Annotated in this window: 18 protein-coding genes; 11 read left to right on the forward strand and 7 right to left on the reverse strand. The window is 71.5% G+C overall.

Annotated elements, in window-relative coordinates; genetic code table 11:
• Positions 1 to 29 precede the first annotated feature (29 nt).
• From FEF34_RS12050 to sbnA, 7 genes are all read left to right on the forward strand, one after another.
• Complete coding sequence (locus FEF34_RS12050; RefSeq protein ID WP_138053181.1) at positions 30 to 845, forward strand: helix-turn-helix transcriptional regulator; 816 nt, start codon at positions 30 to 32, stop codon at positions 843 to 845.
• Between the two features lie 364 nt (positions 846 to 1,209).
• Complete coding sequence (locus FEF34_RS12055; RefSeq protein WP_138053182.1) at positions 1,210 to 1,830, forward strand: hypothetical protein; 621 nt, start codon at positions 1,210 to 1,212, stop codon at positions 1,828 to 1,830.
• Between the two features lie 850 nt (positions 1,831 to 2,680).
• Positions 2,681 to 5,257 (forward strand): Pls/PosA family non-ribosomal peptide synthetase, encoded by a 2,577-nt coding sequence (locus FEF34_RS12060; RefSeq protein WP_138053183.1) that lies wholly within the window; start codon positions 2,681 to 2,683, stop codon positions 5,255 to 5,257.
• A gap of 26 nt (positions 5,258 to 5,283) precedes the next feature.
• Positions 5,284 to 8,637: a non-ribosomal peptide synthetase gene (locus tag FEF34_RS12065; RefSeq protein WP_138057429.1), complete on the forward strand. Its 3,354-nt coding sequence runs from the start codon at positions 5,284 to 5,286 to the stop codon at positions 8,635 to 8,637.
• A 22-nt stretch (positions 8,638 to 8,659) separates the two neighbouring features.
• The gene (locus FEF34_RS12070) at positions 8,660 to 9,667 is read left to right on the forward strand and encodes a TauD/TfdA family dioxygenase (protein WP_138053184.1); all 1,008 of its coding nucleotides are present in this window, start codon (positions 8,660 to 8,662) and stop codon (positions 9,665 to 9,667) included.
• Positions 9,664 to 10,779 (forward strand): 2,3-diaminopropionate biosynthesis protein SbnB, encoded by a 1,116-nt coding sequence (gene sbnB / locus FEF34_RS12075; protein ID WP_138053185.1) that lies wholly within the window; start codon positions 9,664 to 9,666, stop codon positions 10,777 to 10,779. The genes FEF34_RS12070 and sbnB overlap by 4 nt, the downstream gene beginning before the upstream one ends.
• A 143-nt stretch (positions 10,780 to 10,922) precedes the next feature.
• Entirely contained in the window at positions 10,923 to 12,017 is a 1,095-nt protein-coding gene (gene sbnA / locus FEF34_RS12080; RefSeq protein WP_138053186.1) for a 2,3-diaminopropionate biosynthesis protein SbnA, read from the forward strand.
• A gap of 206 nt (positions 12,018 to 12,223) precedes the next feature.
• Here sbnA and FEF34_RS12085 read toward each other — a convergent pair whose 3' ends face one another.
• Together FEF34_RS12085 and FEF34_RS12090 are read right to left on the reverse strand one after the other, a co-directional pair.
• Positions 12,224 to 13,309, reverse strand: a complete 1,086-nt coding sequence (locus FEF34_RS12085; protein ID WP_138053187.1) for a mandelate racemase/muconate lactonizing enzyme family protein — start codon at positions 13,307 to 13,309, stop codon at positions 12,224 to 12,226.
• Positions 13,310 to 13,507: 198 nt separating this feature from the next.
• A complete protein-coding gene (locus tag FEF34_RS12090; protein ID WP_138053188.1) occupies positions 13,508 to 14,740 on the reverse strand; it encodes a response regulator in 1,233 nt (410 codons plus the stop codon).
• Positions 14,741 to 14,914: 174 nt separating this feature from the next.
• Between FEF34_RS12090 and FEF34_RS12095 the strand changes: the two genes are divergently transcribed.
• Genes FEF34_RS12095 through FEF34_RS12105 form a run of 3 tightly spaced genes read left to right on the forward strand, consistent with a single transcriptional unit; the run spans position 14,915 to position 17,561 of the window.
• Complete coding sequence (locus FEF34_RS12095; RefSeq protein WP_234042364.1) at positions 14,915 to 16,048, forward strand: DegT/DnrJ/EryC1/StrS family aminotransferase; 1,134 nt, start codon at positions 14,915 to 14,917, stop codon at positions 16,046 to 16,048.
• Positions 16,045 to 16,821, forward strand: a complete 777-nt coding sequence (locus FEF34_RS12100) for a hypothetical protein (protein ID WP_138053189.1) — start codon at positions 16,045 to 16,047, stop codon at positions 16,819 to 16,821. Before FEF34_RS12095 ends, FEF34_RS12100 begins: the two co-directional genes overlap by 4 nt.
• Positions 16,821 to 17,561, forward strand: coding sequence for an amidohydrolase family protein (locus FEF34_RS12105; protein WP_138053190.1), 741 nt, complete (start codon positions 16,821 to 16,823; stop codon positions 17,559 to 17,561). The genes FEF34_RS12100 and FEF34_RS12105 overlap by 1 nt, the downstream gene beginning before the upstream one ends.
• A gap of 129 nt (positions 17,562 to 17,690) precedes the next feature.
• On the opposite strand, the gene FEF34_RS12110 is transcribed toward FEF34_RS12105, so the two are convergent.
• Entirely contained in the window at positions 17,691 to 18,659 is a 969-nt protein-coding gene (locus FEF34_RS12110; protein ID WP_138053191.1) for a dihydrodipicolinate synthase family protein, read from the reverse strand.
• Between the two features lie 83 nt (positions 18,660 to 18,742).
• On the opposite strand from FEF34_RS12110, the gene FEF34_RS12115 reads away from it, so the two are divergent.
• Positions 18,743 to 19,711: an LLM class flavin-dependent oxidoreductase gene (locus FEF34_RS12115; RefSeq protein WP_138053192.1), complete on the forward strand. Its 969-nt coding sequence runs from the start codon at positions 18,743 to 18,745 to the stop codon at positions 19,709 to 19,711.
• 362 nt (positions 19,712 to 20,073) lie between these two features.
• On the opposite strand, the gene FEF34_RS12120 is transcribed toward FEF34_RS12115, so the two are convergent.
• The 4 genes from FEF34_RS12120 to ku form a co-directional block, all read right to left on the reverse strand.
• Complete coding sequence (locus tag FEF34_RS12120) at positions 20,074 to 20,970, reverse strand: carbohydrate ABC transporter permease (RefSeq protein WP_138053193.1); 897 nt, start codon at positions 20,968 to 20,970, stop codon at positions 20,074 to 20,076.
• Positions 20,970 to 21,980 carry a carbohydrate ABC transporter permease gene (locus FEF34_RS12125; RefSeq protein ID WP_138053194.1) on the reverse strand — a complete coding sequence of 337 codons (1,011 nt, stop codon included), beginning with the start codon at positions 21,978 to 21,980 and terminating at the stop codon, positions 20,970 to 20,972. The genes FEF34_RS12120 and FEF34_RS12125 overlap by 1 nt, the downstream gene beginning before the upstream one ends.
• Complete coding sequence (locus tag FEF34_RS12130; protein ID WP_138053195.1) at positions 21,977 to 23,239, reverse strand: ABC transporter substrate-binding protein; 1,263 nt, start codon at positions 23,237 to 23,239, stop codon at positions 21,977 to 21,979. Before FEF34_RS12130 ends, FEF34_RS12125 begins: the two co-directional genes overlap by 4 nt.
• 432 nt (positions 23,240 to 23,671) lie before the next feature.
• Positions 23,672 to 24,682, reverse strand: a complete 1,011-nt coding sequence (ku, locus tag FEF34_RS12135; RefSeq protein ID WP_138053196.1) for a non-homologous end joining protein Ku — start codon at positions 24,680 to 24,682, stop codon at positions 23,672 to 23,674.
• Position 24,683: the final 1 nt, after the last annotated feature.

Here is a 24,683-nt window from a genome sequence, read left to right on the forward strand (position 1 = left end):
ACCGGTGCGAAGTCTTGTACGATCTTTGCATGGTTGAGCGTCCGCAGATCCGGGCCTGGCGTCCGCTGCTGGCGGGAATCGACGAGGTCTTCCATGCCCGCATCACCGACCACGTCTACCCCATGCACACCCATGAGACGTGGACGCTGCTGATCGTGGACGACGGCATGGTCAGGTACGACCTCGAGCGTCATGAGCACGGCGCCCTCGACCGGACGGTCACCCTGCTGCCCCCGCACGTCCCACACAACGGACGCTCCGTCACTCCGGACGGATTCCGGAAGCGGGTGGTGTACCTCGACTCCGCCCAGCTCGATGACGGCCTCGTCGGTCTCGCGGTGGACAGCCCGGTCCTGGACGATCCGCTGTTGCGCCGCCGCATCCACCAACTGCATCTGAGCCTCGAACAGGTCGGCGACGAGCTGGAGGCGGAGAGCCGGCTGACGCTGGTGTCGGAGCGGCTGCGCGACCACCTGCTGCAGCGGGTCGAGGACCGGTCCGAGGTACGTGACGCCGGGATCGCGCACCGGCTGCGCGAACTGCTCGACGAGAGGTTCGTGGAGGGGGTGAGCCTTCAGGACGCCTCCGCGACACTGCATGTCCATCCGGCCCATCTCGTGCGGGTGTTCAGCCGCGAGTTCGGCATGGGACCGCACCAGTACCTCACCGGCCGCCGCATCGACCTCGCCAGGCGTCTGCTGCTGGGCGGAATGGCGCCACGTCTCGTGGCCGCCGCGTCCGGCTTCTACGACCAGTCCCACTTCAGCCGGCACTTCAAGCGGATGCTGGGCATCAGTCCCGGTCTGTACGCCCGCAGCGCGGTGGTGACCCCCGGTCGGCCCTGACGACGTTGTGACGTCGCCGTCGCACGGCACCGCGCACCGCACCGCACCGCACCGCACCGGAGTAGGGGACCGGAGGGGCGGCGAGCGCCCGAGCGACGACCTCTGCGGCCCGGGTACGCCCCACGGCCCCTGGGAGAGACCGCTGCCCTCACTTTCGTCCCTGGTCCCGGAGCCGCTGTCAAGTCCCGAATTCCCCTGCCACGCGATCCAGGGGCATGACGCTCGTCGCCCGGCCCGGCGTAATGGAGAGGCGGGCCCGGCCGGAGCGGTCGGACCGCGCGGCTCGTCGGTGGGTGGTTTCGCCGAATGCCCCGGGTCGTTTCGGCAGGTCCCTCTCACGCCCCTCTTGACGGAAGTGATTTTCATGTCCCATGGAACCCGACCCCTGACCCGGACGAAGCGCGCCCTTGCGCTCTCCCTCGCCGCCGCCGTCACCGGGGGTGCCGTGGCGTCCTCCACCGCGAGCGCCGCCCCGGTCACACCGCGTGCCGGTGTCGTCACCGCGATCCAGGCCGAGCTTCGCGCCGGATGGGTGAAGACCACCGACGCCCCCACGGGGATCACGGTGGACCTGCCCGGCAAGGCGACCGTCGAGAAGCACACCGAGCGCATCCTCGGCCAGGAGGTGACCAACCGCGCATACCTGGTGGAGACCGGCGAGGGCTTCGTGGTCTTCGCCGTCACCGAGGTGCCGGACGCCTACGACATGCGGCTCGGCGCCGAGCTCCGGTCCTTCGTGGAAGGAATGGAGAAGGAGACCGGCACCTCGTTCGTCAGCACGGGCGCCGAGGAGATCACGGTCGAGGGCCGGCCCGCGCTCGATGCGCGGATCGCGACGGACGACGGGGAGCGGATGACCGGGTCCACCCGTCTCATCGACGGCGACAGGTACCTCGTCCAGGTCGTGACCGTCGGCCCGGAGGCGAACGAGAAGGCGCTGGAGAAGACGCACCGGGAGATCGTCGACAGTATCCGGATCCCGTAGTCGCTTCGACGGGCCGCGCTCCGCCGAGCCGGGCAGCGGCCCGTCAGCACCGCGGTACGCCGTTCGTGCGACGGCCGTCAGGGTTGTTCCCTTCCGGCGGTCCGCGCGGCTCTGCCCGGTCGCGGGCAGACCGGATCGAGCCGGGCGGGCCCGGGGCCGACCCGCACAGGGCCCGGTCCAGGAGACACGCTCCCCGGAGCCGACCCGGGCGGCGCCCGGTCCGGGAAAGCTCCCCGGGGCCGCGCCGGGCGGGGACCGGTCCAGATGCGCCGGACACCGTCCAACCGGGCCGCACCCGCGGGGCCCGGCCGGACCAGCACCCCGCACCGGTGTTCGCGCCCCGTCATCAGCACGCCCGGCGCGCGCCCCGCGCGCCCCTCTCTCCCCTTTTGCACGCCCCGCTCACCCGTCCGGCCGAACCCCGGTCGGCACTTTGAAGACATTTGATTGATGAATTACCCATCCGTCCGGGCGCCGGTACCGAATACCTGACGGGTGCGACTCAAGCGCTTCCCGAGGCGGCTGCTACCAGCGGTCGACGCCGGGGGCCATCGCCCCGTCCCGACGAATGACAAAAGCTTTGGTGCGGTGGCCGGAACGGCGGCCATCGGCGGTTCGGCGGCCGGGATTCACGAGCGTTGCCGTCACGTCGCAGGGCAGTCCGAAGGGATCCGGTCCGAGTGGCAACCCTGCGATGCACGACGGAGACTGGTGATCGCGATTGTGACCGGAGAAGAGCTCACGACCGCGTGACTTCCGGATTGCTCGCTCCGGCCATCGCTGGAGCGTGAGGACAACGAGTGCCGGCCGCGCGGGACGATGGCGACCGGCATTTCCTCAAGGAGCTCGCATGGTGGATAAGTCTGTCGAGGTCCTGACGCCCGAGCCAGATGAATCGGCGCTCACCGAGCACCGAATTGACGGTCCGGCGGCGGGAACGGGGACGGCAGGTGCCGAGAAGGACTTCGCCGAGGTGCTGGCCGGCCTGGTCAAGGCCGAGCAGATATCGACGGAGAGCCATTTCTTCGAAGACCTGTGTGCCAACTCGCTGGTCATGGCGCAGTTCTGCGCCCGGGTCAGGAAGCGCGACGGCCTTCCCTCGGTGTCGATGAAGGACATCTATCAGTACCCCACGATCCGCAGCCTGGTGAAGGCGCTCGTGGCCGAGACGCCCGCAGCCGAAGCCTCACCGCCGTCCGAACCGGCCGAGAGCGCCGTACCCGTCAGCAGAAGGACGTACCTCCTGTGCGGAACCGCGCAGACCCTGGTCTTCCTCGCCTACTGCTTCGCCCTCGGCACCGTCACCGCCCGTGGCTACGAGTGGGTTTCCAGGGGTTCGGGCCTCTTGCACATCTATCTGCGGTCCATGGTCTTCGGCAGCGCCGCGATCATTACGCTCTGCCTCTTTCCCATCGCCGCCAAATGGATTCTGGTCGGCCGCTGGAAACCACAGGAGTTCCCCATCTGGGGACTGGCCTATCTGCGGTTCTGGACCGTCAAGGTACTGGTCAACGCGAACCCGATGAGGTTCTACGTCGGAAATCCGCTGTACGTCCTCTATCTGCGGGCCCTCGGCGCCCGTATCGGAAAGGGCGTCACCATCCTTTCCCGGACCGTCCCTGTGTGCACCGACCTGCTCACGATCGGCGACGGCACGGTCATCCGCAAGGAGTCCTACTTCATCGGCTACCGCGCCCACGCCGGACGCATCCAGACGGGACGCGTCACGATCGGGCGGGACGCTTTCGTCGGTGAGAAGACCGTGCTCGACATCGACACGTCGATGGGCGACCGGGCCCAACTGGGCCACACCTCCGCGCTGCAGAGCGGTGACTCGGTCCCGGCCGGCGAGCACTGGCACGGCTCCCCGGCCGAGCGCACCGACGTCGACTACATGCGCGTGCCCCCGGCTCGCTGCGGCCCACTGCGCCGGACGCTCTTCGGGCTCGGCACCGTGCTCCAGCTGTTCGTGCTGTACGTCCCGCTGACGGTCGGCGGCGCGTACCTCCTGGTGACGGAGATCCCGGCGCTGAACCAGGTGCTCGGTCCCGGCGCCACGCACATCACGTCGGCGGGTTTGTACGTCGACGCCCTGGTCCTGTCCGTCGTCCTGTTCTTCGGCTTCCTCGTCCTGGGGCTGGTCTGGCTGTTCACCGTGCCGCGGCTGCTGAGCCTGGCGATCGAGCCGGACAGGGTCTATCCGCTGTACGGCCTGCAGTACTCGCTGCACCGGCTCATCGCGCGGATGACCAACGTCAAGTTCTTCGGCTGGCTCTTCGGGGACAGCTCGTACATCGTCCACTACCTGCGCTTCCTCGGCTACGACCTGTCCAAGGTGGAGCAGACCGGGTCCAACTTCGGCACCCATGTGCAGCACGAGTCCCCCTACCTCACCACGGTGGGGACCGGAACGATGGTCGCCGACGGTCTCTCCGTCATGAACGCGGAATTCTCGGGGACGTCGTTTCGCGTCTCCCGGGCCGTCATAGGCCCGCACAGCTTTCTCGGCAACAACATCGCCTACCCGTCCGGGGGCAGGACCGGCGAGAACACCCTGCTCGCGACGAAGGTCATGATCCCGCTCGACGGCGAAGTCCACGAGGACGTGGGCCTGCTGGGAGCGCCGTGCTTCGGGATCCCGCGCACCGTCGAGCGCGACACCCGCTTCGACCATCTGAGGACCGGCGATGAGTTCCACCGCAACCTGGCCGCGAAGAACCGGTACAACCTCCGCACCATGGCGTACTGGCTGTTCGTGCGGTGGGTGCACTCGTACGTGCTGACGGTGTTCGCTCTGGCGACCCTCGACGTGTACGGCGTGCTCGGGCATCTGGTGATCGCGCTGTACCTCTCGATCACCCTGGCGTTCACGGCGTGCTACTTCACCCTGTCGGAACGGCTCATCACCCGCTTCCGGCCGCTGGAGCCCAAGCTGTGCTCCATCTACGACCCGTACTTCTGGTGGCACGAGCGCCTCTGGAAGGTTCCCGAGCACTACCTCAACCTCTTCAGCGGCACGCCCTACAAGACCCTGCTGTGGCGGATGCTGGGCGTGCGCATGGGCAGGCGGGTCTTCGACGACGGCGCGGGCTTCACGGAGCGGACGCTGACCACGATCGGCGACTTCTGCACGCTGAACCAGGCGAGCACGGTCCAGTGCCATTCGCAGGAGGACGGCACGTTCAAGTCCGACCGCAGCGTCCTCGGCACCGGCTGCACCCTCGGCGTCAAATCCCACGTGCACTACGGCGTGACGATGGGCGACCACGCCCAGCTCGCCGCCGACGCCTTCCTGATGAAGGGCGAGGAAGTGCCCGCGCACGCACGGTGGGTCGGGAATCCGGCCGCCGAAGCGCGTGGGGCCGCCTACCGACCCGTCGCACTGAACGGCAGCCCGCAGCCGCACGCGGCGTCCGGGCGAGGGTGAGGGAGGACGCACCGATGGAGACGCAGATGGCGCGGACGGCAGGGGCGGCGCGGACGGACCCGGGCAGGGAGTTCTGGTGCGCTGTGCTGGGTGCTGGAGGGCTGACGTCGGTTCCGCGGTGGACGGCCGAGCCGGTGTCGGGTGGTGCGGAGCGGGTGGTGCGGGTTCCGGTGGGGTTGGTGCGGGGTTTGCGGCGGTTGGCCGAGGAGTTGGGTGTTCCGTTGGGGGTGGTGGTGCTGGCGGCTCACGTCCGTGTGCTGGCGGTGTTGTCGGGTGAGGACGAGGCCGTCACGGGCTGTGTTCCCGTTCCGGGTGCGCGGGCGTTGCCGTGCCGGTTGGCGGCCGATGGTGCTCGTTCCTGGTGGGCGTTGGTGCGTGATGCGCATCGCGTGTCCACGGGGTTGTGTGCGCATCGTGATTTTCCGGTGGGGGAGTTGGCGCGTGAGTTGGGTGTTGGGGGTGTGTTGTACGAGGTGGAGTTCGACGCCTTTGGTGTGGAGGGGGAGGTTGGTGGGGGGACGGTGTTGCGGTTGTCGGTGGTGGAGGGGGTGGGTGGGGAGGTGGTGTTGCGGTTGCGGTTCCGTACCGAGGTGCTGGACGGGGAGGCGGTGGGCCGGATTGCCGGTTATCACCTGGCGGCGCTGGAGCGGATCGTGGCGGATCCGTATGCCGTGTGCGGCGAGGCGGGTCTGGTGTCCGCCGAGGAGGTGGGTTTTCAGGTGGAGGGGCTGGCGGGGCGGCGGCGGGAGTTGCCGGGGTTGCGGGTGCACGAGTTGTTCGAGGAGCGGGTGCGGATGCATCCGGACGCGGTGGCGGTGGTGGATGCGGGGCGGGAGTGGACGTACGGGGAGTTGAACGGGCGGGCGAACCGGTTGGCGCGGGCGTTGCGGGTGCGTGGTGTGGAGGGGGAGGGTGTGGTGGGGGTGGTGCTGGAGCGGAATGCGGACTGGCTGGCGTCGGTGCTTGCGGTGTTCAAGGCGGGTGGGGTGTATCTGCCGGTCGAGCCGCGTTTCCCGGCGGGCCGGATCGCGGCGACGCTGTCGCGGGCGGGGTGCCGGGTGGTGCTGACGGAGTCCGGGAGCAGCGGGTCGCTGGACGAGGCGTTGGTCTCGGTCGGTGGGGTGGAGCGGTTGCCGGTGGATGTGGCGTATGCCGAGGGGCACGCTGAGGATGATTTGGGTGTGCCGGTGGCGGCGGGGCAGTTGGCGTACATCTATTTCACCTCTGGTTCGACGGGTGAGCCGAAGGGTGCGATGTGCGAGCACGCGGGTCTGGTGAACCATCTGTTCGCGAAGATCGACGATCTGGGGATCGGTGAGGGTGGTGTGGTGGCGCAGGTCGCGCCGCAGTGTTTCGACATCTCGTTGTGGCAGTTGGTGGCGGGGTTGTTGGTGGGTGGGCGGACGGTGCTGGTGGAGCAGGACGCGGTGCTGGATGTGTCGCGGTTCTTGGACACGGTCGTCGGTGCCGGGGTGAATGTGGTGCAGGTGGTGCCGTCGTATCTGGAGGCGGTGCTGGCGGCGTTGGAGCGCGAGCCGCGGGGGCTGGGGGATCTGCGGTGTGTGTCGGTGACGGGTGAGGCGTTGAAGCGGGAGCTGGCGGAGCGGTGGTTCGCGGCGCAGCCGGGGATCGTGCTGGTGAACGCCTATGGGCTGACGGAGACCTGTGACGACACCAACCATGAGGTGATGACGGGGGTGCCGGGGCGGGTGTTGCTGGGGCGGCCGGTGGCCAATGTGCATGTGTATGTGGTGGACGAGGGGCTGCGGCCGGTGCCGTTGGGTGCGCCGGGGGAGATCGTGTTCTCGGGGGTGTGTGTGGGGCGTGGGTATGTCAATGATCCGGAGCGGACGGCGGCGGCGTTCGTGCCGGATCCGTTGCGGCCGGGTGAGCGGTTGTATCGCAGTGGGGATCGTGGCCGGTGGGATGTGTCGGGGAAGCTGGAGTTCCTGGGCCGGCGGGACACGCAGGTGAAGATCCGCGGGTTCCGGATCGAGGTCGGGGAGATCGAGAACACGCTGTTGCGTCAGGCGGGGGTGCGGGACGGTGCGGTGGTCGCGGTGGCGGGTGGTGCGGGGACGCAGTTGGTGGCGTTCTACACGGCCGCGGGGCCGTTGGAGGCGCGGGTGCTGGCCGCGGGGCTGGGGGCGACGCTGCCGTCGTACATGGTGCCGTCGGTGTTCCACTGGCGGGACGGGCTGCCGCTGACCGCGAACGGCAAGGTCGACAGGAAGGCCCTGACCGCGCTCGCCGCCACCCTGGACACCCCCACCGAGAACACCGACACCGGTGACCGCGGCGGTGGCGGTGCGCCGGCGACCCCGGCGGAACGACGGCTGGCGGCGGCCTGGTCGGCCGTGCTGGGTGTGCCCGAGGACCGGATCAGCCGCGGCGACCACTTCTTCGACCGCGGTGGCACATCGCTGTCCGCGGTGAAACTCGCCATCGCCCTGGACCGCGCCGTCACCCTCAAGGACGTCACCCGCCACCCCGTCCTCACCGACCTCGCCGCACTCCTCGACACCGACACCGACACCGACACCACCGACAACCAACCCGCCCCGAACGGCCCGAGCGCGGCGCAGAACACTCGCCGCACCGCCGGAGACGGTCTGCTGGAGCGCCTGTCGGAGCCGAAGGACGCCCGCGCCGGGGTCCTGGTCTGCTTCCCCTACGCGGGCGGCAACGCGGTGAACTTCCAGCCGCTGGCCCGCGTCCTGGCGGCCGACGGACCGGCCGTGTACGCCGTCGAGCTCCCCGGACACGACCTGGCGGCCGCCCGTGCACCCTTCGCCCCGTTGGATCAGGTGGTCGAGCGGGTCGTGGACGAGATCACCGGCCTGGGCGTGTCCCGGGTGCTGCTGTGGGGCCACTCCTCCGGCACCGCTCCCGCCGTGGAGACGGCACGGAGGCTCCAGGAGCGCGGTGTCGAGGTCGAGCGGGTGTTCCTCGCCGCGCAGCTGCTCGGCGGGGCGGCGGAACGGCGGAGCGCCGTCGACGAGCTCGCCCGCAGGAGCGACGCCGAGATCGCCGCCGGGCTGGCCGACGACCGCGGTCGCACCGGACTCGGCGAACTGGACGCCCAGCGCGCCGAGCACATCGGTGCCGCCTACCGCCACGACTGCGTGGCCGCCCACGAGTACTTCGCCGGCCTCCTGGAGGCCCCGCCCGCCGTGCGGCTGTCCGCGCCGGTCACCGTCGTCGTGGCCGCGGACGACCCCGTCACGGCGCCCCCCGGACGGCACCGCGACTGGCGGCTGCTGGCCGAACACGTCGATCTGTACGAACTCGCCGACGGAGGCCACTACTTCCTTCGCACCCGTCCGGCCGAGGCGGCACGAGCCGTGCTGCGCGCCGCTGCCCTGCCGGCCCCCTCCTGAGCCACGACCGAAAGGAAAAGAAATGTCGCCCTCATCCCACGCGTCACTGCTCGACGTGGAGTCGCGGCCGGGCAGGCCCCCGGTCCTGCACGTCGAGTCCCCCGGGGACGCGGCGAGCTGGGCGGCCGGGCAGCGGGACGCACTGCGCTCCCTGGTCGCCGAGCGCGGCTCGGTGCTGGTGCGCGGTCTGGGACTGCGTGAGGCGGACCAGGTCGGCGCGGTGTTCCAGCAGCTCGCCGGCGGGCCGCTGATGACCGAACGGGAGGCGTTCGCCGCGCGCGAGTCGTACCGGGACGGTGTCTACTCCTCCACGGCGTGGCCGCCGAACCAGCCGATGTGCATGCACCACGAACTCAGCTACACGACGACGTTCCCGGGCATGATGATGTTCGCGTGCCTGACCGCGCCGGCCGACGGCGGGGTCACCGGGGTCTCGGACTCCACCGCCGTGCTGGAGGCGCTGCCGCCGGCGATGGTGGAACGCTTCGAGCGGGAGGGCTGGCTGCTCACCCGCAGCTACAACGACGAGATCGGCGCCTCCTGGACCGAGGCCTTCGGCACCGACGACCGCACCGCCGTCGAGGAGTACTGCCGCGCCAACGCCATCGACCTCGCCTGGCAGAGCGACGGCGGCCTGCGCACCCGCCAGCGCCGCAGCGCCGTCGTGCGCCACCCGCGGACCGGAGCCCGCTGCTGGTTCAACCAGATCGCGTTCCTCAACGAATGGACCCTCGCCCCCGAGGTCCGCGAGTACCTCGTCGACGAGTACGGCGAGGACGGCCTGCCGTTCAACACCCGCTACGGCGACGGCGACCCCGTCGGCGAGGACGTCGTCCAGACCCTCAACGAGGTCTACGAGGCCCACACGGCCCGGGAACCCTGGCAGCCCGGCGACCTCATGCTCGTCGACAACATCCGCACCGCCCACAGCCGCGAGCCCTACGAAGGCCCCCGCGAGATCCTCGTCGGGCTGGCCGAGCCGGTGTCACTGTCCGACTGCTCGCCGACCGTCGAGGTGAGGGCGCTATGACAGCCATCCGATCCGGCCGGACGGAGTCCGCCGGGGAATCCGCGAAGCGCCGGGCGTACGGCCCGGGAAGTACCGGCGAACCGGATGCCGCGCCGTCGTTCGCGGTGATCCCGGGTGAGCAGGTGCAGCGTGCGCTGCAGGGCCACGAGAAGCGGATCGTCGAACTCGTCGAGGCCACGTACCGGTTGCACGGCGAGGGCCGTACCGTCAATCCGCCCTCGTACTTCCTGCGCTTCCAGGACCGTCCGGCGTCGCGGATCATCGCGCTGCCCGCGTCGCTCGGCGGGCAGGCCGGCGTGGACGGCCTCAAGTGGATCTCCAGTTTCCCGGCGAACGTGGAGGCCGGCTTTCCCCGGGCCTCGGCCGTGCTGATCCTCAACGACCACGACACCGGCTACCCCTTCGCGTGTCTGGAGGGCTCGATCATCAGCGCGACCAGGACGGCCGCCTCGGCGGCGCTGGCGGCGGACCGGCTCAGCCGGGGACGGTCGGCCGGGCGCCCGGCGCGGGTCGGGTTCTTCGGCACGGGACTCGTCGCCCGCTACATCCACACCTTCCTCGCCGGCACCGGCTGGTCCTTCGACGAGATCGGTGTCCACGACGTGGCGCCGGAGAGCGCGGCCGGGTTCCGCTGCTACCTGGAGCAGTCGGGCACGGCGGGCCGGATCAGTGTGCACGACGATCCCGAGGAACTTATCCGCTTCAGCGACCTCGTGGTATTCGCGACCATCGCCACCGAGCCGCACGTCAGCGACCCGTCCTGGTTCGGCCACAACCCGCTGGTGCTGCACGTGTCCCTACGAGATCTCGCCCCGGAGGTCCTGCTCGCCTCGGCCAATGTCGTGGACGACGTCGAGCACTGCCTCAAGGCCGACACCTCCCCGCACCTGGCGGAGCGGCTGACCGGCGGCCGCGCCTTTCTGGACGGCACGCTCGACGACGTGATCGCCGGCCGGGTGACGCTCCCCGCGGACCGGCCGGTGGTCTTCTCGCCCTTCGGCCTCGGGGTGCTGGACCTCGCGGTCGGCACATGGGTCTACGACGAGGTGGCGCGCTCCGGCGGGCTGCGCGTCGTCGACGGCTTCTTCCATGAACTGCGCCGGTACGGCTGAGCCGCCCGGAAGCCAGTGAGGAGGCACCTTGCAGAACTGGTCACCCGGAGAGATCAACGGTCAGGTCTCCGTAGCAGCTACGGACGACTCCACGGCCGCTGACGCAGGGGCCCGACGGGCCCGCTGCAGATGAGGAGGCCATCGTGCCTGTCATATCCGTTCCCCAAGACTTCAACGAAGACGATCTCTACATCGACCTCGAGTCGATATTCGGGCGCTCGCTCTTCCTGAAGTGCGAGGGCTTCAACTTCGCCGGCTCGATCAAGCTGAAGGCCGCGATCGAGATGGTGGAGACCGCCGAAAGGGACGGAGTCCTGACGCCGGATTCGATCCTCGTGGAGTCCTCCTCGGGCAACCTGGGCGTGGCACTGAGCATGATCGCGGCGAGCAAGGGCTACAGGTTCCTGTGCGTCACCGACTCGCGCTGCAATCTGACGACCCGGCTGATGATGGAGGCCCTGGGCAGCCAGGTGCACGTCATCGCCGGCCAGGAGGCCAACGGCAGCTTCCTGGGCGCGCGGATCGACTACCTCCGTACGCTGTGCGCCTCCGACAGCCGGTACGTGTGGCTCAGCCAGTACACGAACCCGGGCAACTGGAAGGCGCACTACCGCAGGACGGCGCCTGAGATCGCACATCGGTTCCCCGAGCTGGACACGCTGTTCGTCGGCGCCGGGACCACGGGCACGCTGATGGGCTGCGCCCGCTTCTTCCGCGAGTGGCACCGGCCGGTGCGGATCATCGCGGTGGACAGCGTCGGCTCCGTGTCCTTCGGCGGTGAGGCGGGGCGCAGGATGATCCCCGGGCTGGGGATGAGCATCCGTCCTCCGCTGCTCGACGAGTCCTTCGTGGACGAGGTCATCCGTGTGGAGGAACGGGACACCATCCGGGCCTGCCACCGGCTGGCCCGCCGGGGGTTCCTGTTCGGCGGCTCCACCGGCACCGTCGTCAGCGGCGCGATGGGCTGGCTCGCCGAGCACGGCGGCGACGGGCGCACGGCGGTGGCCATCGCCCCGGACCTGGGCGAGCGGTACCTCGACACCGTCTACCAGACCAACTGGCTGCACGGTCTCTACGGTGACGACGTGCTCGGCCCCGAACCGGCGAACACCGAGTCCTGGGTCCTGCCCACCTCTCCCCCGCCGGCACCGTCGCCGGGTGGACGGCGTCCCCACCTGCGCGCGGGCGAACGCGCAGGCCGCCGGCGCCACCGGCGCAAGAGCGGCGGGGAGCCGTGAGCTCCGCGTCGAGCGTACGGCCGGCACGGAACAGCTCCGCCCGCCCTGCCGCTTCGCCGGTGGCCACCAGGGCGTGACCGGCCTCTGCCACCACGCCGCCCGCCACCACGAGCCCGACGTCGGCCGCCCGACGGGCACGTGGGCGGTGCACCGGCCCACGTGCCCGTCGGGCGGGTGGAGGCAGCGCGCCGGACGGCCGGGCCTGCTCACAGAGGCGCCAGCCGGTGGCCCAGCCCTGGCAGGTCCGGGAGCTGGACATGGCCCGTGCCGTTCGTCGCCGCGAAGGTCTCCGGGGCGAGCGGCTCCTGTTCGACGAGCAGGGGCCCGACCAGGTCGGGCGGGACCGTGGCGTGCGGGAGGGCCGCTGAGAGATGGGCGGCGGCGAGGGTGGCGACGCCGAACTCCGGCATGCTGCCGATCTTCACGGACAGGCCGGCGGCCTCGGCGACGGCGGCGATCTGGCGCGCCCGGTGGAGACCGCCGACCTTCAGGATCTTGATGTTGAGCACATCGGCGGCGCCGCGGCGGACGATCTCCAGCGCGTCGTGGAGCGACTGGAGCGACTCGTCGGCCATCACCCGTGCTCCGCCCTGGGCGCGCAGCGCGGCGAGCCCGGCCAGGTCCCAGCGGGGCAGGGGCTGTTCGACGAGGTCGAGTCCGGCGTCGGCGAGGCGCGTGACCGTGCGGAGCGCGCTGCCCGGCGCGTACCCCTCGTTGGCGTCGAGGGAGAGCGACACGGAATCGGGGACGGACTTCCGCACGGCGGCGACGAGTTCGACGTCCCGGTCGGGATCCTCGCCGCCCTTGAGCTTGATGTGGTGGAAGCCGCGCTCGGCGTACCGCGCGGCCTCCTCGACGCTCTCCGCGATGCTGCCGAGTCCGACGACCCACGTGCTGGGCACACGATGGGTGACGGCCCCGCCCAGGAGGAAGTGCGCGGGCCAGCCCGCGGCGCGGGCGGCCAGGTCGTGGAGGGCGAGGTCGAGTGCGGCCTTGGCCAGGTGCTGGCCGCGGATCGCGGCGTCCATGGCCGCGTGCGCCCCTGCCAGATCGCGCGGGTCGCGGCCGATGAGGGCGGGCGCCGCGTGCTCGGTGAGGGCGGCCCGCAGCCCGGCCAGGGTCTCCCCCGTGTACGCGGTCATCGGTGAGGCCTCGCCGAAGCCCGACGCCCCGTCGGTGGTGCGTACCTCCACCAGCAGGCTGACGAGTTCGGGGCTGGTGCCGCTGCTGATCGCGAACGGGCGTCGGTAGGGGGCGCGGACCACTCGGGTGTGGAACGAGGCGATCTTCAAGCCGGCTCAGCTCCTTCGCAGGCGTCGTTTCGGTCCGGACCGTAACTTCCCTCACGGCGGCCGTACGCAAACGGACGCGGGCGGGGGTGCGGCCTCGCCCGGTCCGCCGCCCCGAACGGCACCCGTCCCGGCGCGGAGCACCGCCCCCGAACCGCACCGTTCCTGGCGGAGTACCGCCCCGCCCGGCGGCCCGCCGGCCTACAGCCGTACCCGGTACACGATCGGCGGCCGGCCCGTCCGCCCCTCCTGGCGGATTCCCGTCGGGACGGCCACACCCGCCCGCTCCAGCCGTTTGAGTATCCGGCGCGCCGTGCGTTGCTGCACCGACAGGTGCTCGGCGACCGCGTGCGCCGTGAGTCCCTCTCCGCGGTTCTCGGAGGCCAGTTCCCGCAGCCGGTCCAGCGTCTGGGGGCTGATGCCGGACCGCCGCGCCAGCAGCGCCGCTCCCCCGCGCGGGGCGGTCGCGCCGTCGGGGCCCCCCGCGGCGCCGTCGATGACGATGTCGACGTCGTCGGTCATCGACACGACGCCCGCGGCGGCCCCCACGGACCGGGCCCGGTTCACCGCGCGGCGCGCCAGTGCCTCCGCCTCGGCGGCGGTGCGCCCGAGGCCGAAGCCGATGTGGGCGGTGCCGTGCCGGGCGGCGAGACCTTCGAGGAAGGGGATGCGGGTGAACCGGTCCGTAGCCTTCTCGAGCACGCCCCGGGTGGTGACGACGAGCCGCCGGCCGTCGGGCAGGGCGGCGAGGCTGCCGCCGAGGATCCTCACGTCGTCGGCGAGCCGGTCGTCCGCGCCGGGCAGGTCGATGACCCCGAGGGCGACCTGGGCGTCGCCGCTGTGCCGTCCCGCCGTGGCGAGGGCGAGCGCCTGGAGGGTCGCGAGGATCGAGTGCCGCGAGGGTGCGAGCCGTACGGTGTGGGTCCGGTGCTCCAGGACGTGGAAGGCCGAGCCGAGACAGGTGATCGCGACCCTCGACCGCCCGGTCTCGCGCGCCTCCAGGTGGAAGTCGACGAGGTCCTGGGAGGTGAGTCCGGGCCGGTAGGGCAGGACCTGTATGTGCTCGGTGGGGAGCTTCGCCTCCGTGAGCGTCTCCAGTACCTCGTCGCGGCGCAGGGTGTCGATGGAGACGCGGGAGACGTCGTGGCCGAGCCGGAGCAGTTCGACAAGCGCCCGCAGCAGCGTGGCGCCGCTGTAGGGCACGTACATCGCGGGGCGGTCGAGGACGCCCGCCGCCTCGGCGAGGCTGTGCGGGACGACCCCGGTGAACAGCAGGGCGTCCGTGGCGGACGCGGCGCCGGTGACGACGCCCGTCGTCTCGTCCTCGTGGCGGTACGGGAGCGGCAGCAGCCGGCCCGCGCCCGCCTGGCCGCCGACGGCGACCACCTTGCGGACCAGGTCCTCGGGGCCTATCACGCCGACCGTGAGCGGCATGGCCCGGTCTCCGTTCTGCCGAGGTCGCGGCGGCGACCTGCGAGGGGTGTGACGCACGTACCGGCGGGGCCGGGGACGCGTTCCGCGGGGGGCGCTCGTGATTGACGGCCGACCACGGGGGTTCTAGTTTCGGCCCAGGCCATAATCGCGTGCTGCCGAGAGGATAATCCCCCGATGCCGCAACGGGAAATGCCACTGCCCACAGTTCTCGAACCGCGTGGCAGGACCTTCGGCGAGGAGGAGCGCGCCGCGGTGCTCCGGGTCCTCGACTCGGCGGTCCTGTGCGGGGCGTTCGGCCGGGAGACCCGGGCGCTGGAGTCGGAGATGGCGGCGCTGTACGGGCGGGCGGAGGCCGTCTCGTCCAGTTCCGGAACCGCCGCGCTGCATCTCGCGGTCGCGGCCGCCGGGGTGGGTCCCGGCGACGAGGTCGTCACCACCCCGATCTCGGACTTCGGCACGGTCGCGCCGGTCCTCGCCCAGGGCGGCAGGGTGGTGTTCGCGGACGTGCGGGCGGACGACGGCAATCTCGACCCGGAGGCGGTGGAGGCGGCGATCACTCCGCGCACCCGGGCGGTCGTCGCGGTCCATCTCTTCGGCGGTGCCGCGGACGTGGTCCGGCTGCGGGAGATCTGCGACCGGCACGGGCTGCCGCTGATCGAGGACTGCGCGCAGGCGTGGCTGGGCGAGGACGAGACCGGCCGGCTCCTCGGCACCGTCGGCGACATCGCCTGTTTCAGCCTCCAGCAGTACAAGCACATCACGGCGGGCGACGGTGGTCTGAGCATCACGGACGACCCGGAACTGGCCCGCAGGATGCGGCTGTTCATGGACAAGGGCTGGGACCGCGCGGAGGGCCGCATCCATCGCACGATGGGGCTGAACTACCGGATGACGGAGCTCGTCGCCGCGGTCGCCCGGGCCCAGCTGACCCGGGTCTCCGAGGTCGTACGGGTGCGGCGGGAGCGGGCAGCGCGGTTCGCGGCGGCCGTCGAGGGGTTCGGGCCGTCCCCGGAAGTCCGTCTCCCGTCCCGGCGGACCGGGCACGCCTGGTGGGTGATGCCGCTGCTCGTGGACGACAACTCCCGCTGGGCGAAGGACCTGCGGGCCGCGGGCGTACCGGCGCTGCCGGGCTATCTGGAACGGCCCCTGTACGCCAATCCGGCACTGTCCGGCCATCCGGCGGGCCCGTGTCCCCGGGCGGAGACGCTGATCGACCGTACGCTGCTGGTGCTTCAGTGGAACGAGGCCTACACCGAGGACGACGTCGACCGGATCGCCCGGGCGCTGGGCGAGGTGGGAGCGCGATGAGCACGAGCACGACGGTCGAGTACGACCGGCCGCCCGCGTACGACTGGCTGACACCGTCGCCACGGGAGCAGGTCGGCTGGGACGTGGACGTGCTGTACGGGCCGTGGCCCCGGCACCACCGGGACGCCTCGCTCGCGGAGGTGCACCGGCGCCTCGACCGCTCCCCCGTCTGCGGCGCCCTCGCGCTGTCCACGCGCGGTCCGCTGTTCGACGACCGGGCGGGCAACGAGGAGACGCTGCGCGACCTCGCTGACTGCCCGGAGCTGCTGCCGGTGGGCACCGTCGACGTCCGGGACGCGATGACCGCCGAGGACCGGCTGGACGAACTGGCGGCCGCGGGAGTCCGCTTCCTGCGGCTGTTCACCGTCGAGCAGGCCGCCGACCCGGGCTTCCCCGGCTACCGGCGGGTCGTCGACCTGGCCCTGGCGCGCGGGATGGTGCTGCTCCACGACGGCGACCCGCGCCGCTACGGCCCGCCCCTGATGGACCGCGGGGCCGATGTCGTCTTCCTGGACCTGCACGCGTATCTGCTGGCGGACTTCCTGCTGATGGCACGTGAGGAGCCTGGGTTCCGGGTGACGACCCGGATGCTGTCGGGTCCCGACTCCGTCGAGCGGGTCGTGCACGCGGTGGGGGCGCGCCATCTGGTCTTCGGCTCGCGCACCCCGTTCATGGACATCTCGCCGCTGACGCTGCGGCTGCGCTACGCGGACATCTCCGACGACGAGCGCGACGCGATCGCCACGAGGAACATCGAGGAGCTGCTGAGCTGATGCCGATCATCGACGTGCACGCCCATGTGGGCCGCTGGCAGTTCCACCTCACCTGCGGCGACGCGGACGAGAACCTGCGTCTGATGGACCGGTACGGCATCGACCTCCAACTGGTGTCGGCGTCCGAGGCGGTGGTGTACGACGCGGTCGCGGGCAACGCCGCGCTGACGAAGGAGCTGGCGTCCCGGCCGCGCCTGTACGGCTACGCCGTGGTGAACCCGAACCGGATCGAGGAGAGCTCCGCGGACCTGCGCCGTTGTCTGGACTCCGGGCGGTTCGTCGGCGCGAAGATCCACACGCACTATCCGGGGCGGCTGCCCGGCTCGCGGGAGATGGCCGAGGCGTTCGACGTGGTCGCCGAGGCGGGCGTACCGCTGCTGCTGCACACCTGGGGGCGGGAGGTCTCCCAGCTGCCCGACATGGTGGCCGCGCGCCCGGGACTGCGGGTCGTCATGGGCCACGCGGGCGGGGACGCGTGGCGGGAGGCGGCGCACGCGGCCGCTTCGTGCGAGGGGCTGTACCTGGAGCACTGCCGTACCGCCGCCGACGCGGGCCGGATCGCCTACGCGCGCGAGGCCGGGGTGCCGGTGGAGCGGATGCTGTTCGGCACGGACGCGACGCTCATCGACCCCTGCTGGTCGCTGGGCGTGCTGCGGGACGCCGGGTTCACCCCGGCGGAGCTGGACCGGGTGCTGTGGCGGAACGCCGCGGAGCTGTTCGGCCTCGAGGTCCCCGCCTGACGCCGCCGGGCGCCCGAGGGCGGGGCCCGGTTCCCGTCCTGCCGCCGGGCCCCGCCCGGTGGCCCGCCCCACCGCCGTCCGGCACTCCCCCGGCCGCTCCTGCCGGGCGCCCCCGGCGGGGGAGCGCACTCAGCGGAGCACGTCCGGCTCCTTCGCGAGCCTCTCCAGGCAGTCGACCACGGCCCGGCGCTCCGCGTCCGGCAGGTCCGGGCCGTACGGATCGTGCGCCGCCTCCTCCGGAAGGATGCCCTCCCAGACCGCCGCCCACAGCATGCGCTGCACATAGCCCTCGACGGGGTCGAGGAAGGTGGCCTCGGCGAAGGCGTCGAGCCGCGCCGAGGCCCGGACGAACGCGGTGTGGTCACCCGCGCGCCAGGCGTCCAGCACCGCGGTCGTCAGCGGTACGCGGGCCGCCGCGATACCGACGAGTGCCGAGTCGGCGCCCCACATCAGCGAGGGCCCGAACATCCGGTCCTCACCGGTGACGACGAGCTTCCCGGTGGGCTGGGCCGCGCGGATCGCGTCCTGGCAGGCCATCGCCCGGTCCAGGGTGGCGAGTTTGAGGCCGGCCGCGGAGGGCAGACCGAGGAGCCTGCCGACCAGCCGCGGCGGATAGGGGTATCCGCCCGCCTCGCCGTGCAGGAAGAAGCCGAGCACGGGAAGGCCGCTCGCGGCGGCCGCCTCCTCGTGGAGGGCGACGGCGGCGTCCTCGTCACCGGCCAGCAGGGCCGACGGGTAGACCATGACGGCGTCCGCGCCCCCCTCGGCCGCCTGCACGGCCATCGCGACCGTGGCGTCCACCGCGTCGCGCGGCCGCCCGGCCCGCACGGACCGCGGCACGCCCACGCCCGCCACGACCGGCCCGTCCACCGCCGACCGCCACACCGCGAGGACCCGGCGGCGGTCCTCCTCGGAGAGGTGGAGTCCGCGGCCCGTGTGCGCCCAGACGGCGACGCCGCCGACCGGCTGGCCGGCGACGTGCCCGGCGTAGCCGCGCAGCGCGGCGAAGTCGACGACTCCCCGCCCGTCCATGGGGGTTGCGACCGCGGGCAGCACGGTGCCGCGGAGCCGGCGCACCAGCAGGTCCGTCGCGGACATGGGCGTTCTCTCCTGTCTGTTGCGGTCGTCGCCGCTACGCTAGCCTTTACGGTCCGGACCGTAAAGGAAGGGATTCCGCTCCCATGCGCCTCGGCCTCTACGTCAATCTCTATGCCGACAAGGCCGATCGGCCACGGCTCGCCGACGCGGTGGAGCAGGTCCGCCTCGCCGAACAGGCCGGGTTCGCCTGGGTCGTGCTGGGCGAGCGCCATCTGCACCGGCCCGGCTACCACGAGGCGCTCACCTCCCTGGCCTATCTCGCCGCGCACACCGAGCGGATCGGGCTGGCGACGGCCGGGCTGATCGCTCCGGTCTACCAGCCGGTGTGGCTCGCCGAGACGCTCGCGCACATCGACGTACTGTCGGGCGGCCGGCTCACCGCGGGGTTCGTCCTGGGCTACCGGCCCGAGGAGTTCGCGCTGTTCGGCACCCGGCCGGAGCAGCGCGTGCCGCGCTTCGAGGAGTGCCTGGAACTGCTCACCCGGCTGTGGACCGAGGACGAGGTGACGTTCGAGGGCCGCTGGACCCGTGTCGACGGGGCGTACCTGTCACCGCGGCCCGTGCAGGATCCGAGGCCCCGGATCTGGAACGGCGGCCGGGTGCCCGCCGCGCTGGAGCGCACGGCCCGGATGTGCGACGGCTGGACCACGTCCTTCAACGAGACGGACGAGGAACTGCCCGGGAAGATCCGCGCCTACCGGTCGTACCCGCAGGGTCCGGCCTCACTGGGCGCCGAGGTCATCGTCTGCCGCGAAGGGTACGCGGCCGCGACCACGCAGCGGGCGCGGGCGGCGCTGGAGCGACCGCTGCGGGGGCTGTACGACGCGTACGGCGACTGGAAGCGCACGTCGGCCGACGCGGCGCGCTATGCCCAGCAGTGGGACGACATCGCGGCCCGCTCGGTGATCGGCTCGCCCGGCGAGTGCCGGGAACGGATCGGCCGTTACGCGGAGATGGGTGCGGACGGGCTGGTCCTGCGCGTGCAGCCGCCTGGGATGGCGCAGGCGGACGCCCTGCGGGCCATCGAGGCGTTCGGGGATCTCGGGGTCTGACCGCGCAGCCGCGTCTGACGGCGGAGAGCCGCGTGCGGCGGCGCGCCGGACGGACCGGTCCGGCGCGGTGCTGGCGGGAGCCGGTCGGCAGGGCGTCCACGGCGCCGTTCGGCAGGGCGTCCATGGCGCCGTTCGGGATCTGGGCGCGGTCCGGCTCGTCCAGGCTGGCCGGCGGTACCCGGCCCTGTCCGATGCGCGGACCGAGGAGGACGGCGTCTCCGAACCGGAGGCGATGCGGTGTGCGCCGCTCTCGGCGACGAGGCGCGTGAGGTGAGGCGCCGTCACATGGGTGCCGAAGGTCTCCAGCACCGGGCCGGGACAGAGCGCGGCGGCCTCGGCGACCGTCGCCGGGCGCGGCCGGGTCACGACTTGAGCCCGGAGGTGGCGATCGAGTCGGTGAGGTAGCGCTGGAGCAGTCCGAAGACGAGGAGGCAGGGGATGACGGTGATGGTCGCTCCGGCCATGATCTGGTTGATCGCCACGTTCTCCCCCTCCAGGGTCGCGAGTCCGACGGTCAGGGTGCGCATCTCCTCCGACTGGCCGATGACCAGCGGCCAGAGGAAGTCGTTCCAGTGCCACAGGAAGACGAACACGCCCAGCGTGGCGAGCACGGGCCGGATCAGGGGCACCACGACCGTCGTGTAGATACGCCATTCGGAGGCGCCGTCGATCTTCGCGGCCTCGAACAGCTCGTCGGGCAGCTGCACGATGAACTGGCGCATCAGGAACACGGCCTGCGAGTTCGCGAGCGTCGGCACGATCAGGCCCCAGTACGTGTCCACGCCGCCCAGTTCCGAGACGAGGATGTAGTACGGGATGAGGGTGGCCTGGAACGGCACCATCAGCGTCGCCAGGAACGACCAGAACAGGATCTCCCGGCCGGGGAAGCGCTTCTTGGCGAACGCGTAGCCGGCCATCGACGAGAACAGCAGGATGAGCAGCACCGACACCAGCGAGTACACGAGCGAGTTGACGGCCCAGCGGGTGATGTCGGCGTTCTCCAGGACGTCCGTGAAGTTCGCGAACGTGGCGCGGGTGACGTCGAAGGCGCCCGGGAGGGTCTGGCCCCCGGCGGGGGCGAACGCCACCAGCACCATGACCACGAACGGCGTGACGGTCACCACGGCGACCAGGACGAGCAGCAGGGGCAGGCCCAGCCGGGCCGACGGCGGCCGCGGGGCCCGTGCCGTCCCGGCCGGGGTCGCGGCCGGGGGCACGGGGGCCACGGGCCGTTCGGCGGATGTGGAGGGGGTCGCCATCAGTCCGCATCCCTTCCGATGAGCCTCCGCTGGACGAGCGAGAAGACGAGGACGACGAGGAACAGGACCAGGCCGACCGCGCTGGCGTAGCCGAAGTCGAAGAACTTGAAGCCCGAGTCGTAGAGGAAGTACACGAGCGAGTAGCTGGCGCGGACCGGGCCGCCGGCCGTCATGACGTACATGGCGTCGAAGACCTGGAAGCCGAGGATCGCCTCGATGACGAGGACGAAGAACAGCACCGGCCGCAGCAGGGGCAGCGTCACCCAGCGGAAGCGCTGCCAGCCGCTCGCGCCGTCGATGGTGGCGGCTTCGGTGACCTCGCGCGGGATGGACTGGAGTCCGGCGAGCAGGATGAGCATGGAGTAGCCGAAGCCCTTCCACGCGGAGGCGGCGGCGATGGACGGCAGGACCAGGGACTCGCTGCCGAGGAAGTCGACGGGGCCGACGCCGATGACGCCGAGTGAGGCGTTGAGCAGCCCGTCCTGGACCTCGTAGATCCACTTCCAGATGACGGCGGCCAGCACGATGCTGGTGACGTACGGGAGGAAGAACAGCCCGCGGAAGAAGCCGCGCATCCAGAGGGTGCGGTGGAGCAGCACGGCGGTGCCGAGGGCGAGGGCGACGGTCATCGGCACGTACAGGACCGTGTAGACGGCGGTGACGCCGAGGCTCTCCCAGAACAGGTCGTCGCCGAGGAGCCGGGTGTAGTTCCCGGCCCCGATGAACGTCCATTCCCCGCTGAGCCGGTAGTCGGTGACGGAGAGGAACGCCGCACCGAGCGTCGGCCCGAAGCGGAACACGACGAACAGCACGAGCATCGGCGCGACGAAAGCGAGGCCGGCGAGTGCCTCGCGCCGCCGCAGGATCCGGCTCCGTGCCCCGGGGGCGGGGCGGCCGGGGCCGCTCCGGTCCCCCGGGCCGGTGGCCTTCGCACCGGGTGGCCGGCCGCTCGTTCCGGGCAGTCCGTCCCCCTCGTCCGGGGCGATCGAGTCGGTGGCGGTCCTTCTCAACGCTGACGCGCCAGCAACTCGTCGGCCTCGGCGGCCGCCGCGTCCAGGGCCGCCTTGGGGCTCTTCTTCCCGGTCAGCGCGGCCTGGATCTCCGGGCTGATCAGCGCCATCAGCTGACGCGCCGCCGGATTCGGCTCACCCGGATAGGTGTGGTTGAGCGCCTCCTGGTACTCCTTGGCGTAGGTGCTGTCGTTCGGGACCGTCACGTCGGTCCGCGGGGAGAAGAAGCCGCCGGCCTTGCCCATGGACTCGATCTGCGCCGGCTCGACCATGTAGGCGATGAACTTCTCGGCACCCGTCACGTTCCCGGACCTGGCGTTGATGCCGAGCCCGCCTGGCATGCCGAAGCAGACCTGCTTGCCGGGCCCGGTGAGGGCGGGGCCGACGATCACGTTGCCCTTGCCCCATGCCTTCTCGGCCAGTACGGCGTCGGCGGGCGTGTTGGTGTAGCCCATGGCGACCTGCTGCTTGCCGAGCGCCTGGTCGGTGAAGAGGTTGGCGTTGTTCATGGCGGACCTCGGCACGGCCCCGCTCCTGTACAGGTCGACGAGGAAGGACAGCGCCTCGACGCCCTCGGGACCGTTGAAGGCGGCCTTCTTGCCGCCGTCGTCGAAGACCCTGCCGCCCGCCTGCCAGAGCAGCGGGTAGAAGCTCATGTTGAGCGAGGCCTCGTTGCTCGCGGAGTAGTCGAGCGTGGACGCGCCGGCCTGCTTCAGCTTCGGGGCCGCGGCCCTGATGGCGTCCCAGGTCGCGGGCGGCTCGGCGATGCCCGCCTTCTCCAGCAGCTTCTTGTTGTAGAGAGTGCTGGTGACGGTGTGATAGATCGGTGCAGCGTACACCTTGCCGTCCTGGCTCATCGCCTCCAGGGCGTTCGGGCGGAAGGCGCTCCTGGCCTTCTCGATGGCCCGGTCGACCGGGCGGATCGCGCCGTTCGCCTGGTACTGCGGAATCTGGTCGGGCCCGAGCAGGACCACGTCCGGGCCCTTGCCGCTGCCGAAGGCGGTGGCGAGCTTCTGGTCGCGGTTCTCCCAGGGCAGCTGTTCGATGCGGAGGTCGACGCCCTTCTCCTTCGTTTCGAACCCTCTCTCGATCCCGTCCCAGTACGCCGCATTGGCCTTCGGATCCATGATCACCGGGTACATCCACACGGTGACCTTCTTGGACTCGGCGCCGCTGTCGCCGCCGCATCCGGCGACCGTGAGCGTGGTGAGCGTGAGCAGTGCGAGAGGAGCGGTGGCGCGCTTGAACCCTGTCTTCATGGGGGCCTCCGGAAGCCCTGGGGACCTGGGGAAACGAGCGAAGAGCCCGGCACTTTCGGCCTGGGCCGAAAGTAACCGGGCAGTTTTGGGCTGTCAATGCTCCCTCAACACCTGCTCCGCGTGCAGGTGTTACGGCATCGGCCGAAAGGCGTAGTGCGAACGCCGCGGCAGGGGCGGCCGTGCCCGAGCACGTTCTCCCGGAGCGGCTGCGCACCGACGGGCGGGAGTGGGGGCGGGGGCGGGGGCGGGGCAGGCAGGACCGGGGAGCGGGGGCGGGAGGGCGCACGGTCCGGGCGGCCGCGCCGGGGCCCCCTGCGCCGGCGGGAGTCCGTACCCGGGCGGCGGCACCTCGGCGCCAGCACCCGGGACGAGCACCGGCCCCGACGCCCGTGACCCGAACGGCACCCCGGGCGACCGCCCGCCACGGAGCTTTCAGGACGCGCGCTTCCTGGCGGCGGCCTTCTTCGCCGCCGTCTTCTTGGCCGAGGACTTCGAGGACGCCGCCTTCGACGAGCCGGCCGCGGCCGTCTTCTTCGCCGCCGCCTTCTTGGCCGCCGGTCCGGCGGCCGTCTTCTTCGCCGCCTCCTTCGACGCGGTCTTCTTCGCCGCCGCCTTCTTGCGCGACTTCAGCTCCGTGACCGGTGCGGAGACCTCCGCCGCCTCGTCACCGCGGGCCTCCTTCGCCGCCCGCACGCTGCTCTCCAGTGCGGCCATCAGGTCGATGACCCTGCCGCCGCCCGTCGGCGCGGGCTGGGGCTCCAGTTCGACGCCCTCCGCCTTCGCGGCGATCAGCTCCTCCACCGCCTGCCGGTAGTCGTCGTGGAGCGAGTCGAGGTCGACGTCGCCGAGCGTGTCCATCAGCGCGTCGGCCAGGTCGAGTTCCGCGTCGCGGATCGTGACGTCCGTCTCGGGTGCGACCCCCTCCGGCCGGCGGACCTCGTCGGGCCAGAGCAGGCCGTGCATCGCGATCACGTCGTCGACGACGCGGAGCATGCCCAGCCGCTCCCGCCCCCGAAGGGCGAACTTGGCCAGTCCGACCTTCTTGCTCCGTTTGAGGGCTTCCCGCAGCAGCGTGTACGGCTTGGCCGCGGGCACGCCGTTCGCCGCGAGGTAGTACGCGCCGTCGATCTGGAGCGGATCGATCTCCGAGGCCGGGACGAAGGCGACGATGTCGATCGTCTTCGTGGTCGGCAGCGGCAGCGAGGCCAGGTCCTCGTCGGTGATGGGGATCATCGTCCCGTCCGCGTCCTCGTACGCCTTCCCGATCTCCGCCTGCGGTACTTCCTGGTCGTCCAGCTCACAGACCTTGCGGTACCGGATGCGCCCGCCGTCCTGGGTGTGGATCTGACGGAAGGAGACCGAGCGGCTCTCCGTGGCGTTCACGAGCTTGATCGGAATGCTGACCAGCCCGAAGGAGATCGCGCCGTTCCAGATGGATCGCACC

The sequence above is a fragment of the Streptomyces marianii genome, from assembly GCF_005795905.1.
GTDB classification, from domain to species: domain Bacteria; phylum Actinomycetota; class Actinomycetes; order Streptomycetales; family Streptomycetaceae; genus Streptomyces; species Streptomyces marianii.

Excerpts from the sequence above, each read along its gene's own strand:
- FEF34_RS12050 (WP_138053181.1), top strand. The coding sequence starts at position 30 with ATGGTTGAGCGTCCGCAGATCCGGGCCTGGCGTCCGCTGCTGGCGGGA.
- FEF34_RS12055 (WP_138053182.1), top strand. The coding sequence starts at position 1,210 with ATGTCCCATGGAACCCGACCCCTGACCCGGACGAAGCGCGCCCTTGCG.
- FEF34_RS12060 (WP_138053183.1), top strand. The coding sequence starts at position 2,681 with ATGGTGGATAAGTCTGTCGAGGTCCTGACGCCCGAGCCAGATGAATCG.
- FEF34_RS12065 (WP_138057429.1), top strand. The coding sequence starts at position 5,284 with ATGGCGCGGACGGCAGGGGCGGCGCGGACGGACCCGGGCAGGGAGTTC.
- FEF34_RS12070 (WP_138053184.1), top strand. The coding sequence starts at position 8,660 with ATGTCGCCCTCATCCCACGCGTCACTGCTCGACGTGGAGTCGCGGCCG.
- sbnB (WP_138053185.1), top strand. The coding sequence starts at position 9,664 with ATGACAGCCATCCGATCCGGCCGGACGGAGTCCGCCGGGGAATCCGCG.
- FEF34_RS12090 (WP_138053188.1), bottom strand. The coding sequence starts at position 14,740 with ATGCCGCTCACGGTCGGCGTGATAGGCCCCGAGGACCTGGTCCGCAAG.
- FEF34_RS12095 (WP_234042364.1), top strand. The coding sequence starts at position 14,915 with ATGCCGCAACGGGAAATGCCACTGCCCACAGTTCTCGAACCGCGTGGC.
- FEF34_RS12100 (WP_138053189.1), top strand. The coding sequence starts at position 16,045 with ATGAGCACGAGCACGACGGTCGAGTACGACCGGCCGCCCGCGTACGAC.
- FEF34_RS12105 (WP_138053190.1), top strand. The coding sequence starts at position 16,821 with ATGCCGATCATCGACGTGCACGCCCATGTGGGCCGCTGGCAGTTCCAC.
- FEF34_RS12110 (WP_138053191.1), bottom strand. The coding sequence starts at position 18,659 with ATGTCCGCGACGGACCTGCTGGTGCGCCGGCTCCGCGGCACCGTGCTG.
- FEF34_RS12115 (WP_138053192.1), top strand. The coding sequence starts at position 18,743 with ATGCGCCTCGGCCTCTACGTCAATCTCTATGCCGACAAGGCCGATCGG.
- FEF34_RS12120 (WP_138053193.1), bottom strand. The coding sequence starts at position 20,970 with ATGGCGACCCCCTCCACATCCGCCGAACGGCCCGTGGCCCCCGTGCCC.
- FEF34_RS12130 (WP_138053195.1), bottom strand. The coding sequence starts at position 23,239 with ATGAAGACAGGGTTCAAGCGCGCCACCGCTCCTCTCGCACTGCTCACG.